Below are 13,224 nucleotides of genomic sequence, written 5' to 3' on the forward strand. Positions count from 1 at the left end.
TCAGTTGTCCTCCTTCGGCTTGCTCAGTTTTCCCTGGGTTTCGATGACGGTCGAGATATAGGCACGCGGCTCGAAGAGCTGGGCTGCCATGGTTGTCGTATAGGCATGCACCTGTCCGGCAAAGACCGTGTGGGCGATCAGAAGCGAGAAGAGCCCGCCAACCGCGACATAGGACAGGGTTGTCGGTCGCACGCCGCTGGCCGCGACATTCGACGGCTCCAGACCATGGGCCTTCCAGAACACCACGCTGCCGGCACGTGCGAACCCGATAATGCTGATCAGGCTGAAGCTTAGCACAACCACCCAGATCCATACGACGAGATCCGCATCAAAGGCGGCATCCAGCACCAGAAGCTTGCCAAGAAAGCCCGACAGTGGCGGCAGACCGGCCATCGCAATTGCACCGGTGAAAAAGAGCCCTGCCGTCAGGGCCGTTCCGGCGATCGGCGGCTGCGGTGTCAGCTCAAGATCGGCGCGACCTGTGCGCACAAGATCCGAGATCAAGAAGAGCGCCGCACCGGCCAGGGTCGAATGGACCATGTAATAGAGCGCGGCCGCGATGCCCGCCGGACTGAACAGCGAAATCGCCACCATGACCATGCCCATGGATCCGATGATGGAAAAAGCCACCAGCCGGTCCAGCTTCTTGGCGGCCAGAACGCCGGTCATTCCGATCGCCAGCGAGATCAGCGCCGCAGGCAGCAACCACAGATCGTGCAGGCCCGACGTCACCTCGAGATCCGGGGGAAAGACCATCGTGTAGACACGGATGATCGCATAGGCACCCACCTTCGTCATGATCGCAAAGAGCGCGGCCACCGGGGCAGGCGCTTCGGCATAGCTCGACGGGAGCCAGAAATGCAGCGGCACGACGGCCGCCTTGATTGCAAAGACAAGCAGCAAAAGGACAGCCGCGACGCGGATACCAACCGTTTCCTCCGGCCCGATCAGCCTGACCCGCCCCGCCAGATCAGCCATGTTCAGCGTCCCGGTTTCGGCGTAGATCGAGCCGAGCGCAAAGAGAAACAAGGTCGACCCGATCAGGTTGAAGAGCACGTATTGCACACCTGCCCGCAGCCGCGCATTGCCACCGGCATGGATCATCAGCCCGTATGAGGCAATCAACAGCACTTCGAAAAAGACGAAGAGGTTGAAAAGGTCGCCCGTCAGAAAGGCGCCGAGGATACCCATCAGCTGGAACTGGAAAAGCGCATGGAAATGCCACCCCCGGTCGTCCCAACCGGAGCCTATGGCGTAGAGCAGCACAAAAAGCGCCAGCACCGATGTCAGCAGCACCATGAGTGTCGACAGCCTGTCGCCCACCAGCACGATGCCGAAAGGGGCCGCCCAATCGCCCAGTTGATACAGCAGCACACTGCCGTCAGACACGTGCCACGCGAGGGCCGCGGCAATCACGATCAAGGCGAGCACGCCAGCCACGGAAAAGGCGCGCTGGATTCCGATGTGATAGCGCGCCGCAAGGACAATGAAGGGAGCAAGCAGCGCGGGCAATATGACGGGGGCAATGATCCAGTGGGTCATGACTTTCCCTCCGCCTGATCTTCGAGGCCGGTGGGCTGGTCATCCACGTGATCGTCATTTGACCCCAGAAACGCCCCGAGGCCGATCATCACGACCACGGCCGTCATGCCGAAAGAAATCACGATTGCCGTCAATACCAACGCTTGTGGCAGCGGATCGGTATAGCTGCTCATACTATCGCGCAGGACCGGCGGCGCGCCGATGGTCAGCCTGCCGGAGGCGAAAAGAAAGACGTTCACCGCATAGGTGAGCAGCGAAATGCCCAGGATCACCGGGAAGGTCCGAAGCCTGAGCACCAGGTAAATCCCCCCGGCGGTCATGATGCCGATAGCAGATGCAACGAGCATTTCCATATCACACGCCCTCCCGGATGGACCCGGCGCCTTCGATGGCCGGATCTTCTCGCGACGGGTCGATATCCATCGGGTGTTCGCTGTCTGGCACTTGCGCGCGCCGGGCCAGGCGTGAGAAGCTTTCAAGCGACAGCATCACCGCACCGACAACAGAAAGGAAGACGCCCAAGTCAAACAGGGCCGCCGTTGCAAGCTCGAATTTCTCAAACGGCGGGATGCGGACATAGGTGAAATCCGAGGTCAGGAACGGTTTGCCCACGAACCACGATCCGATACCGGTGAACCCGGCAACCAGAACACCCGCGCCGATGACGCCATGATAGGGGTATTTCAGCCGGGCGGACGTCCAGGCGAACCCACTGGCCATATATTGCATAACCACCGCGATAGAGACGATGAGGCCTGCGATAAAGCCGCCACCCGGCTCGTTGTGACCGCGCAGGAAGATGTAGAACCCGACCATCAGGACCACGGGCATGATGACCCGTGTCAGAACTACCATCATCATCGGGTGCATATCTCCGGCCCGAACCTCATCGGGTTCACGGTTCAGAAGACGTGCGCGTACAGGCCCGTTCAGCAGGGTCTCTGTCAACGCGTAGATCAGCAGGGCGGCGATGCCCAAGACGATGATTTCGCCGTAGGTGTCAAACCCCCGGAAATCGACGAGGATGACGTTGACCACATTGGTGCCGCCCCCGCCTTTGTAGGAGTTGGCAAGGTGGAATTCCGAGATCGGCGCAGTGACCGCCCCGCGCAGCAGGTAGTGATAGGCCAGTCCGAAGGTGGCCAGACCACCAGCAACGGCAACCCCGGCATCCCGCACCCGGCGCAGCACCGAACTTTCGACCGGTGTGCGTTTCGGCAGGAAGTTCAGCGCAAGCAACAGCAGGATGATCGTCACCACCTCGACCGTGAACTGGGTCATCGCCAGATCCGGCGCGCTCAGGAAAACGAACCCGATAGAGACCATGAGACCGACAATACCAATCAGGATCAGCGACAGGAAACGGTTGCGGTGCATGACCACCAATCCGACTGTCGCGACGACCAGCATCAGCCATCCCGCGGTAGGTACCGGCCCCGCCGCCTGTGGTGCCCGCGTGGGGGCGGCCACGGTTCCCGTGCTCCAGGCGTGGAACCCGGCAGCGATGATCGCGATGGACCCGATGACCGCATAGCGGGTGAACGCCCCGTTGTGTAACCCTAGGATCAGCCTGCGGGCGAGATGCGCCGCCGTCTCGACAATCGCTTCGAAGATCACTTTCGCCTCGGGGCGCGGCGTCGTTTCCCACACACGCAGCGCAGGATGGAATATGGCCAGCACCAGCAATCCGCCCACCGTCGCGATGATGGACATGAAGAGCGCCGGTACCAGACCATGCCAGATCTTGAAGTAGGCCTTGGGAACCTCGCCCTCGATGCCCAGCAGCGAGGCCGTGACCAGTTTCACGAAAGGTTCCGCAAGAAAGGGGGCGATCCCGATGACGACAACCAGCACCACAAGGATCGCCGGAGGCAACCACATGCCCGCGCCGGGATCATGCGGCCGGGCGGGATAATCATCGCGTACCGGGCCAAGAAACACATGCCCGATCAGCCGGAAGCAATAAGCCGCTGAGAAAAGCGACCCGACGGTCGCCATCACCGGCACCAGCCAGGGTGCGCCAAACGAAACGGTATGCGTAGTCTCCTCCAGCATCATCTCCTTGGACAAGAACCCGTTGAGCAGCGGAATACCGGCCATCGACAGGGCGGCCAGGGTCGCGATCACGAAGGTCACCGGCATCAGCGTGCGCAGCCCGCCCAGACGCCTTATGTCGCGGGTGTGGGCTTCGTGATCGATGATACCGGCAGACATGAAAAGCGCGGCCTTGAACGTGGCGTGGTTCAGTATGTGGAAGACCGCCGCCATGGCGCCAAAAGCCGTGCCCGTGCCTAAAAGCATCGTGATCAGACCAAGGTGACTGACCGTCGAGAACGCCAGTAGCGCCTTCAGATCATGTTTGAAAAGCGCGATGACGGCGCCCAGAACCATCGTGACCAACCCGGCAGTGGTCACGATCATGAACCACTCGGGCGTGCCTGACAGGACCGGCCACATGCGCGCCATCAGGAATATCCCCGCTTTCACCATCGTGGCAGAGTGCAGATAAGCGGACACCGGCGTCGGCGCGGCCATCGCATGCGGTAACCAGAAATGGAAAGGGAACTGAGCGGATTTTGTGAAACACCCCAGCAGGATCAGGATCAAAGCTGGTACGTACAAGGGATCGGCCTGAATGAGATCGCGGTTTTGTAGGATCACGCTGAGATCATAGCTGCCCGCGATCTGGCCCAGGATGAGCATGCCGCCAATCATGGCTAGACCGCCCATGCCGGTCACCGCAAGCGCCATTCTTGCGCCTTGCCGGCCTTCGGGCAGATGCTTCCAGTAGCCGATCAGCAGGAACGAAGACAGCGATGTCAGCTCCCAGAAAACCAGCAAAAGCAGGATGTTATCGCTTAGTACAATCCCGACCATCGCCCCTTGGAAGAGCAGAAGGTAGGTAAAAAACTCGCCCATGTTGTCGCTGCGGCTCAGGTAGTGCCGCGCGTAGGCGATGATCAGAAGACCGATGCCGAGGATCAAAAAGGCGAAAAAGAAGCCCAATCCGTCCAGCATCAATGTGAAGTTCAGACCCAGAGACGGCATCCAGTCGACCCGCGCCGTCACCATCTCGCCCGCCAGAACGGACGGCAGGTTCGTCAGCAGGCCGAAAAATGCGGCAAGTGAGACGGTAAAGGTTACTCCGGCACATGCAGACCGGCCAGCTGAGTTCATCAGACCGGGCAGAAGAGCACCAAAGAACGGCAAAGCGACGATGAAGAAGAGGGACACGCAAACTCCTGATCCGGTTAGTTTATAAGATTGATCCGAAACGCATTGATTTGTAAATGCACACGTGCAAATGACCTGTGTGGTTGTTGCCACAGATGTGTCGCGCTGCAAGCATCTCGACCTCCCGCCTGCTCTTCCAAGAGGTGTCGGGAAGACCGGTTGATCCGATCGTGGAAGACGATCGCAGCACAGCCCGCGACGTCACGACGTTCATGGTGACGTCGCACAACATTTCCCTGAAACAAAGGACAAGGTGACATGATTACACCTGACTATTGCCGCATGATGGTGCGCTACAACGCATGGCAGAACAACTCTCTTTTGAAGGCCGCCGATACCCTTGACGATCAGCAGCGCTGGCAGGACCGCGGCGCATTTTTCGGGTCCATAGCCGCGACGCTGAACCACATCCATTGGGGTGATGTGCTGTGGCTTGAAAGACTAGCGGGCAACCCGCGCCCGGAGGCGTACCTGTCGCCTTCATTGGTCAACCCTTCCGACTGGGCAGAGTTCAAGGATTTGCGCCGTCGGTGCGATGACGCGCTGGCGCAATGGGCAACGACGTTGGACAAGGCTGCCATGGCAGGGCCGCTTATCTGGTATCCCGCGAGTAGCTCCAAGCGGGTCGAAAAGCCGCGTGCCTTATGTATTGTCGGCCTGTTCAACCACCAGACGCATCATCGTGGACAGGTCCACTGCATGCTGACGGCAGCAGGCGCTGCGCCGGAAGCCACAGATCTGATCTTGCTCGAATGATCGACCTGCCGTGGTGGCTTTACCGGAATGGAGCGGTTTAGCCCGCCTCTGTAACAGCCAGCAGCTTCAACCGCTGGATTTTTCCTGACGGACCCTTGGGAAGCTCCGGCAAGAAATGGATGCGGTCAGGCGCCTTGAATTCGCCCAGCTTCTCCACGCAGAGAGCAACAAGGTCATCATTGGACAAACCCGATCCGTCCCGCACGCGCACGGCTGCCTCGACCCGTTCACCGTATGTCGTGCAGGGGCGCGCGAAGGCTGCGGCCTCTATCACATCCCCGTGCGAATAGAGCGCTTCGTCGATCTCGCGTGGTGCGATGTTTTCGCCACCTTTGATGATCAGCTCCTTGAGGCGGCCGGTCACGAAAAAGTAGCCGTCCTTATCTTTCTTGCCCAGGTCTCCCGTTCGAAGCCAGCCGTTGGCAAAAGTGGCTTGCGTTGCTGCGGGGTTCTTGAGGTATTCGCGCATGACGTTCGGTCCGCGCACGACAATCTCGCCTTCGGCTTCCGGCCCGCATTCCGTCATATCAGGCGCGAAAACCGCGACTTCGTTTCCAAAAGCGATACCCGGCGATCCGATTTTGCGCGTGCCCGGAGGCAGGGGATTGGACAGAATTTGCGCCGCGGTCTCCGTCAGGCCCATTGTCTCGATGATCGGCACATGGAAGCGCCGTTCAAAAGCGCTTTGTACGTCCGGGGCGAGGGCCGCAGACGCGGAGCGGCCAAACCTCAGGCGGATCATCGTGTCCGCATCCGGCGTGCCTTCGGCATGCAGAAGATGCGAGATGATCGTCGGCACGACCGAAAACCATGTCGCGCCCATTTCACTGACCTGCGGCCAGAAGCCGCTGACGGAAAACCGCGGGCACATGGCAACCGACCCGCCGGACACCAACGCACCAATCACCGTTACGCACAGCCCGTTGATGTGACATATCGGCAGCACGCAAAGCGCGCGATCCGCCTCGGTCAGCTTATGCGCGATGGCAGGTGTCCATCCACCTGCGAGCAGGCTGGACTGCGTGTGAACAACCCCCTTCGGACGGCCGGTCGTGCCGGATGTATACATGAGCAGGGCGTGATCACCGGGTGCGACATCGTGCAGCGCGACATCGCCCGCCGCTTCGGTCACGTCCGCCCTTGTCATGCCTGCCGGGCGGGTTGCTTCGTAAAGCGAGGCAACACTGTCATGCACCAGAGCGACCCGCGCCTCGCTGTGAGCCAGGGCGTATTCAATCGCGTCATGACCTGCGGCCAGATTGATCATCGTCGCCCGAAAGCCACCATAAACCGCGCCGTAAAAGGCTAGGACACCGTCCCGGCCATTGGGCTGCATGATGGCAACGCTGTCGCCCCTGGCAATGCCGCGTGCCGTCAATGCACCGGCGATCCGGCGCGCTTGGTCGCGAAGCGATTGCCAGTCCAGTATGTCCGGGTCATCCCAGAAAACGAAGGCCAAGCCGTTCCCACGGGCGCGATGATCGATCCAGTCGCGCAGCGTCCCGCCGGGTGGATGGTCGGGCGACAGATTCATTGACCGGCGACTTTCCAATAGTCCGAAAACACATCCTCAAGCGCAGGCTCGCGCGGCGGAATTTGCCTTACGATCTTGGTGGTTTGCAGAAAATGCTTCCAATGCAGATTGTCGTCTATCGAATTGCCACCCCAGGATCCACATCCCATGGAGAGCGAAAACGGCATGCCATTGTCAAACGCCCCGCCGGTCGCAAAGCAATGCGCCTGATTGACGATCACGCGACAGGTCGGGATTTCCCTGCCCAGCTGTAGCGCACGATCCTCACGCGATGAGTGCAGACCGATGGAATGCCCGGCGCCCTGATGTTCAAGGATGGCTCTTGCGATTGCCACCGCGTCAGAGAAGTCCGTTGCCCGGTAAAGGGCTGCAACCCGCGAAAGCTTCTCGCCTGACAGCGGATGCTCCGGCCCGATGCCGGATGTTTCCACCACCAGAAACTCTGTGCCCGCCGGGACATCATTCTCGACGCCGAGAGCGCGCAGCATTTTGTCCGCATCCTGTGCGATCACGGCGCGGTTGAGATGGCCATCAGGCCAGAGCGCGGCCACGATGCGCGCGTCATCCGCCACTACCGCACCCCCTGCTTTCACCAAGTCGGCGACGAAAGCATCATAGACCTCATCCACCACGACCAGTGCGTTTTCCGACGAACAGGAGGTTGCATTGTCAAAGGTCTTCGACGCCGTGATTTTCCGGGCCGCTTCGGCAAGATCACAGGTTTCGTCAACGATCACCGTGACATTGCCGGCCCCGACAGCGAGCGCGGGTGTCCCGGATGTATAGGCGCGCCTCACGTTGTTCTGCGATCCTGTGACGACGATCAGGTCCGTGGTTTCCAGCAGACGCTGGGTTTTTTCCTTGCTGCCTGTGCCCGGTACCATCTGCACCAGATCATGGTCCTCGCCGATCTTGTCAAACTCAGCATGTACGTAGTTCAGCAGGGTCTCGCAGGCCGGCACCCCTTTGGGCGAAGGCGACAGGACAATCGCATTCCCGCATTTGAGCGCGTTGATGATGTTGTTCGCCGGTGTCGCCGCCGGATTGGTGGAGGGTACCACCGCGCCAATGACCCCCATGGGCCGGGCGATTTCCGTGATGCCCGTGTCATTGTCATCGCTGATGACCCCGTAGGTCTTTGCCCCGGCGATGTCGCGCATCAGGCCAAGGGTTTTGCGGTGGTTCTTGGTGATCTTGTCCGGCACGTTCCCAAGGCCGGTTGTCTCGACCGCAAGTTCGGCCAGGTGGCGATTGCGGGAGGGTTCCATGATGGCCCAGGCCGCGGCCTGGGCAGCAAGATCATACCGGGCCTGTGATCCGTTCGCCTCATAGGCGTGCTGTGCGACGCGCGCGCGCGCGACAATCGCGTCTACCTCGGCAAGATCATCATGGGCGTTCATTTCAGATGTTCCTTTTCAGTAGATCCCCCACCCGATGAGCCGGGTAGGGGAAGGGGTGCTTACAGCCCGGCCAGCAGGACCTTCAGGGTCTCTTCTCGCTTGGCCCACATGGCCAGCACCTCGTCCCGGGTCATTATATGCATAGGCGATCCCCCCGCCTTCATCTTCCCGGCAACACGCTTGTTCTCAAACATGGTCGGAACGGTCGCGGCAAGCTTGTCGATGATGCCCTGCGGCGTACCCTTGGGCACCATCACACCGCGGAAGTTCACCGAGGCATTATCCACGTCGAGACCGCTTTCCATCATCGTCGGCACGTCGGGCAGAAAGTCGTTCCGCTCCAGATCGGCGACAGCCAGGATTTTGACGTTGCCCGCCTCGCGCGCCCGGAAGGCATCAGAGAGGTTGTTAATGCCTGCCATCACCTCGCCCGCGATCACGGCTTTCATCGCCGCGGCGCCGCCGCCCTTGGTCGGGATATAGGCCATCTTCATGTCGCCCGCCTTTTCCATCTGCAGGGCCGCGATGTGGTGACCGACAAAGAGGCCCGCACCCGAGGTGGTCAGCTTGCCGGGATTGGCCCTGGCAAAGTCAACAACGTCCTGAAGCGTATTGAATTCGCTGTCCGCGCCGACGACCAGCACGGCGGGGTCCGCCCCCCAGTTGGCGATCGGCTCAAAACTGTCGGCAGAGTATTCGACACCCCCCTTGATCGACTGGGCAATGAAATGAGGAACGTTATAGGCGCCCAGGGTATAGCCGTCCGCCTCCGCCTGACCGGCCAGCCAGTTCCAACCGACCCGACCGCCCGCGCCCGGCTTGTTGAGGATCGCAATTGGCATGCCGAGCGCATCCTCGTTTCCCGCAGTCATGGTGACGATGCGTGCCTGAAAGTCCGTCGCGCCGCCGGCACCGTAGCTGACCATCATCATGATCGGACGTTCAGGGTAGTTGGCGTGACCGTCAGCGAAGGCTGATGTGGTCAGGCCTATAAGGGCAATGGCTGCCCCGGCGAGTAGGTTTTTCATGTTAGTTCCTCCCAAAGTGATCTGCCGCTTTTTGCGGTTCAGAAAAATATCTCTCGCGGTGTGTAAACTTTCAGCAATGAAGCGAAGAGACCGTACATGACGGCCATGAAGCAGGCCGTGATGATGACGCGTTTGAGCCATGAGCGGAACGCCGTGTGCGGCGCCGGGTCGTAAAGGCTCAACAGAATGAAAAAGGCGATGGCCGTTGCGGAGTAAAAGCCCAGTCCCTTTGCCGCCCAGAATACGTAGATCAGGGCGACAATCAGCCCGGGCGCGAGGTTTCGGAACTGCCGGACCGAGAGGCCATTGCCCACCTTGGTCCAGCCAAGGCAGGCTTTTGCGAATGTCCACAGGGCGAGCACGACGAAAACCGTGGCGATCAGGCGCGGAAACAGGAAGGCTTCGGAAGGTTGTTGCGTATAGCTTACGACGGCCACCCAGATCCCTACCACCGCGACGACGCCCGATCCGATGATGTGTTGCATGCGGGGCAGGCTGATATCGCTCATGCCATGATCTCCTCTTTGGAGGTGAAACGGCGTGATCTCAGTTCCATGTAGGCAGAATAGGCGATTGAGGCGATGACAACCGCGATCAGGAAGAGATTGAGCGAGCCACCGAGGAAATAGGGTGTCATCCCGTCGGTCGCATTCGCGATCATGCTGCCCTGGATGAAGTTGGCTTCGGCAATGGGGCCAAGGATGAGACCCAGCACCAGCGGCGCCGCCGAGAAGCCGAACCGTTCGAGGAAATACATCATCACACCCAACGCCGCCATCACATAGACGTCGCCCATGCTGGATTGCACCGAGTAGCTGCCGAAGACCGCAAGCCCCAGCACCACAGCGGCCATCACGCTTTGCGGCACCTGTGCGACACGGGCTGCCACGCCTGCCACGTAGAGTCCGAAGAGGCACATCAACACCTGCCCGATCAGCATGGAGTTGATGAAGGTCCAGGCCACATCCGGGTGGTTATCAAACAAATCGGTGCCGGGGAAAATTCCATGGATCAGCAAGCCGCCCAACAGCACCGCCGCCGTGGGTGAGCCGGGGATCGACAGGGTCAACAACGGCACCAGCGACGGACCCACCATCGCGTTGTTCGCCGATTCAGCGGCCACAAGCCCCTCGGGATGCCCGGTGCCGAACTTTGCCCGCTCGGGGCTGAATTTCCTGGACTGGTCGTAGGCCACAAGCCCCGCGATCTGCCCGCCGACGCCCGGGATCAACCCGATGATCGACCCGGTGATTGTGCCGATACCCATCGCGCGCTTGTTTCGCATCAGTTCGGACAGCGCGGCACCGATGGGATGTTTGCGAACCTGAATGACCTCGGCCCCGTCATTGTGACGGCCCTTGGCGAACATCGTGATCACCTGCGGGATCGCAAACAGGCCGATCAGGGCCGCGATGATGTTGATACCGCCGCCGAGTGCCGGGTGGAAGATGAACCGCTGCGCGCCCATGATGTCGTCAAATCCTATGGTGGCCAGCCACAGGCCGATGCAGCCGGACAAGAGACCCTTGACGACGGACCGCGAGTCGAGTGAGCCGATCACGGTCACCCCGAGGATCGCGAGCCAGAAAAGGTGGCTGGGGCCAAAAGCCAGTGCCCATTTTGCCAGCACTGGCGTCAGGAAGATCAGCAGGAGAACTCCGAAAATCCCCCCGACGGCAGAAGACAGAAAGGACAGCTGCAGCGCCTTGGCCCCTTCGCCCTTTTGCGCCATCGTGTGCCCGTCCAGGGTTGTGGCAATGTTCGCCGGCGCCCCGGGAATTTTCAGCAATATGGCCGAGACCGCGCCGCCGGCGACCGTTGACGTGTAGGCGGCCCCGAGCAGGATCAGACCCTGCGCCGCTTCCAGCTGGAACGTGAATGGAATGAGCAGTGCCACGGCCATGGTCGGCGACAGGCCGGGCGTTGCGCCAAGGATCAGGCCGCCGATGGTCCCCAACAAAAGCAAGCCGAAGTTAACGGGCGTAAATACGTCACCGAAATAGAAAATGAATTCCACCGCGTGCTCCCCGGCCACAGATCGTTGACAAATCAGGGTAGGCAATGAAAATAGTTTTGCAAATGTTTTCATAGTTTCTGTGAATTCACCCAATAAGTGCCTGATTATATGAAAAATAAGACAGATATTTTTGCAGTGGCCAAACGCGCGAAAGTTTCAATATCGACCGTATCGAGAACGTTTAATCATCCCGAACAGGTGAAACCCGCGACTCGCAAAAAGATCGACAAGGCGGTGCGCGAACTTGGCTATATTCGCAACCGGGCGGCGCAAACCATGCATGGCATCCGCAGCGGCACCATCGGCCTCGTGGTCCCGACAATCGATCACACGATTTTTGCCGAACTGATCCAGGCTTTCTCGCAATCGGTGGAAGCGCATGGCTTCGTGATCCTGGTGGCCTCTCACGGATACGATCTGGAGCGGGAATACGCTGCGGTCCGGAAATTTCTGGAACACAGGGTCGATGGCGTAGCATTGATCGGTCAGGATCACTCCGAGGAGACCTACCAACTGCTGGACAGCAACAAGACCCCGGCGATTTCGATCTGGAATTACGACGAAGCGTCGCGGCTGTCCTGTGTCGGGGCCGACAATGCGCTGGCCGGTCAACTGGCAGCGCAGTGCCTGCTGGACCACGGGCACCGCGACATCGGCCTGATGTTCCCGCCACGCACCGACAATGACCGCGCCCGCGGGCGGTACGAAGGTGCGTGTCGGGCCTTGGTCTCGGCGGGTGTGACCCTGCGGGAAGGCTGGATGACCGAGAGCCTTTACAGCCTGTCAGAGGCCAAGCACGCCGTTGCCTCCATTCTGACCCAACCGCAGATGCCAACGGCGCTGCTATGCGGCAACGACGTGCTGGCCGTTGGTGCGCTTTACGGTGCACAGGATATGGGGCTTGGGGTGCCGGACGATCTGTCCATCATCGGGATAGGGGATTTCAAAGGGTCCGAGGAAATGTCCCCCGCCCTGACGACGGTGCGTCTTCCCGCGCGTGAGATCGGGCACCTTGCGGGCCAGCAACTGGCAGGATTCGTCGTCGGCAACCTTGATCAGACCGTGCGCATCAACTGCGCGATCACGCTGAATGTCAGGGACACCTGCCAGCGGCGTTGACCGGGCTGGGGCAAAGAGTTTTACGTCTTGATCTCAGGCATGGTTGAGGGCGCAGATTTCCCGTCATCTGGAACAGGGAAGGACATAGCCATGCGCGTTTGGGTGTTGGGAGCCACCGGCACAAATCTGGACATCTGGTCATTGCCACGGCGCGCCCGGCGCAAAACGGTGATCCACCCCGCGATGGTCTATCATGCTGGCGGCGGGGTTTTTGAGCAGTTCCGTCGTGAAGCCAGGCATCAGCGCCAGATTGAAATCCGGGGCTCCCGGCGGGTGCGCTGGCCCCTGATCCATCGCGACGACCTTGCCCGCGCATACCGTCTGCTGCTCGAAAGCGACGGGGCATCGGGACATTTCAATGCCAGCGCACGGACTGGCGTTCCGATGGGGGGATTGCCCGACATTTGGCACATCTGACGCCCAAACCGCTACCGTGTGTGGAACGCGACGCCGCCCAAGTGAGGCGTGAGTACGGTATCTGGGCTGAAGGGCCCATGCTGGACCAGCAGATGGCATCGCACAAACTGAGCAGTGCAACCGGGTGGCGTCCGAGACATCCGGACTTTCGCGCAACGGACTTCACGTTGTCGCCTT

At 60.4% G+C, this 13,224-nt stretch carries 11 protein-coding genes; 3 read left to right on the forward strand and 8 right to left on the reverse strand.

Annotation, left to right across the window (positions count from 1 at the left end; genetic code table 11):
* The 3 genes from KX928_RS02435 to KX928_RS02445 are packed head-to-tail and all read right to left on the reverse strand — an operon-like array spanning position 1 to position 4,776.
* Positions 1-1,542, reverse strand: a complete 1,542-nt coding sequence (locus KX928_RS02435) for a monovalent cation/H+ antiporter subunit D (protein WP_219498437.1) — start codon at positions 1,540-1,542, stop codon at positions 1-3.
* Positions 1,539-1,895, reverse strand: coding sequence for a Na+/H+ antiporter subunit C (locus tag KX928_RS02440; RefSeq protein WP_219498438.1), 357 nt, complete (start codon positions 1,893-1,895; stop codon positions 1,539-1,541). The genes KX928_RS02435 and KX928_RS02440 overlap by 4 nt, the downstream gene beginning before the upstream one ends.
* A gap of 1 nt (position 1,896) precedes the next feature.
* Positions 1,897-4,776, reverse strand: coding sequence for a monovalent cation/H+ antiporter subunit A (locus tag KX928_RS02445; protein WP_219498440.1), 2,880 nt, complete (start codon positions 4,774-4,776; stop codon positions 1,897-1,899).
* 258 nt (positions 4,777-5,034) lie between these two features.
* On the opposite strand from KX928_RS02445, the gene KX928_RS02450 reads away from it, so the two are divergent.
* A complete protein-coding gene (locus tag KX928_RS02450; RefSeq protein ID WP_219498442.1) occupies positions 5,035-5,532 on the forward strand; it encodes a DinB family protein in 498 nt (165 codons plus the stop codon).
* Positions 5,533-5,569: 37 nt separating this feature from the next.
* Here KX928_RS02450 and KX928_RS02455 read toward each other — a convergent pair whose 3' ends face one another.
* From KX928_RS02455 to KX928_RS02475, 5 genes are read right to left on the reverse strand one after another with little or no spacing between them, the layout of a single operon-like run.
* Positions 5,570-7,066, reverse strand: a complete 1,497-nt coding sequence (locus KX928_RS02455; protein WP_219498444.1) for an AMP-binding protein — start codon at positions 7,064-7,066, stop codon at positions 5,570-5,572.
* The gene (gene sauS / locus KX928_RS02460; RefSeq protein ID WP_219498446.1) at positions 7,063-8,466 is read right to left on the reverse strand and encodes an acylating sulfoacetaldehyde dehydrogenase; all 1,404 of its coding nucleotides are present in this window, start codon (positions 8,464-8,466) and stop codon (positions 7,063-7,065) included. Before sauS ends, KX928_RS02455 begins: the two co-directional genes overlap by 4 nt.
* Positions 8,467-8,525: 59 nt before the next feature.
* On the reverse strand, positions 8,526-9,494 hold the full coding sequence (locus tag KX928_RS02465; RefSeq protein WP_219498448.1) for a tripartite tricarboxylate transporter substrate binding protein: 969 nt from the start codon (positions 9,492-9,494) through the stop codon (positions 8,526-8,528).
* A 38-nt stretch (positions 9,495-9,532) separates the two neighbouring features.
* Complete coding sequence (locus tag KX928_RS02470; RefSeq protein WP_219498450.1) at positions 9,533-10,003, reverse strand: tripartite tricarboxylate transporter TctB family protein; 471 nt, start codon at positions 10,001-10,003, stop codon at positions 9,533-9,535.
* Positions 10,000-11,511 (reverse strand): tripartite tricarboxylate transporter permease, encoded by a 1,512-nt coding sequence (locus KX928_RS02475; RefSeq protein WP_219498452.1) that lies wholly within the window; start codon positions 11,509-11,511, stop codon positions 10,000-10,002. The genes KX928_RS02470 and KX928_RS02475 overlap by 4 nt, the downstream gene beginning before the upstream one ends.
* A gap of 108 nt (positions 11,512-11,619) precedes the next feature.
* Between KX928_RS02475 and KX928_RS02480 the strand changes: the two genes are divergently transcribed.
* Positions 11,620-12,630 (forward strand): LacI family DNA-binding transcriptional regulator, encoded by a 1,011-nt coding sequence (locus tag KX928_RS02480; RefSeq protein ID WP_219498454.1) that lies wholly within the window; start codon positions 11,620-11,622, stop codon positions 12,628-12,630.
* 90 nt (positions 12,631-12,720) lie between these two features.
* Positions 12,721-13,047 (forward strand): NAD-dependent epimerase/dehydratase family protein, encoded by a 327-nt coding sequence (locus KX928_RS02485; RefSeq protein WP_219498455.1) that lies wholly within the window; start codon positions 12,721-12,723, stop codon positions 13,045-13,047.
* Positions 13,048-13,224: the final 177 nt, after the last annotated feature.

The organism is Roseobacter insulae, assembly GCF_019375555.1.
GTDB lineage: Bacteria > Pseudomonadota > Alphaproteobacteria > Rhodobacterales > Rhodobacteraceae > Roseobacter > Roseobacter insulae.

What these genes read in the sequence shown, in the direction of transcription:
- KX928_RS02470 (WP_219498450.1), bottom strand. Translation starts at nt 10,003, where the DNA reads ATGAGCGATATCAGCCTGCCCCGCATGCAACACATCATCGGATCGGGC.
- KX928_RS02435 (WP_219498437.1), bottom strand. Translation starts at nt 1,542, where the DNA reads ATGACCCACTGGATCATTGCCCCCGTCATATTGCCCGCGCTGCTTGCT.
- KX928_RS02480 (WP_219498454.1), top strand. Translation starts at nt 11,620, where the DNA reads ATGAAAAATAAGACAGATATTTTTGCAGTGGCCAAACGCGCGAAAGTT.
- KX928_RS02450 (WP_219498442.1), top strand. Translation starts at nt 5,035, where the DNA reads ATGATTACACCTGACTATTGCCGCATGATGGTGCGCTACAACGCATGG.
- KX928_RS02465 (WP_219498448.1), bottom strand. Translation starts at nt 9,494, where the DNA reads ATGAAAAACCTACTCGCCGGGGCAGCCATTGCCCTTATAGGCCTGACC.
- KX928_RS02440 (WP_219498438.1), bottom strand. Translation starts at nt 1,895, where the DNA reads ATGGAAATGCTCGTTGCATCTGCTATCGGCATCATGACCGCCGGGGGG.
- KX928_RS02455 (WP_219498444.1), bottom strand. Translation starts at nt 7,066, where the DNA reads ATGAATCTGTCGCCCGACCATCCACCCGGCGGGACGCTGCGCGACTGG.
- KX928_RS02485 (WP_219498455.1), top strand. Translation starts at nt 12,721, where the DNA reads ATGCGCGTTTGGGTGTTGGGAGCCACCGGCACAAATCTGGACATCTGG.
- sauS (WP_219498446.1), bottom strand. Translation starts at nt 8,466, where the DNA reads ATGAACGCCCATGATGATCTTGCCGAGGTAGACGCGATTGTCGCGCGC.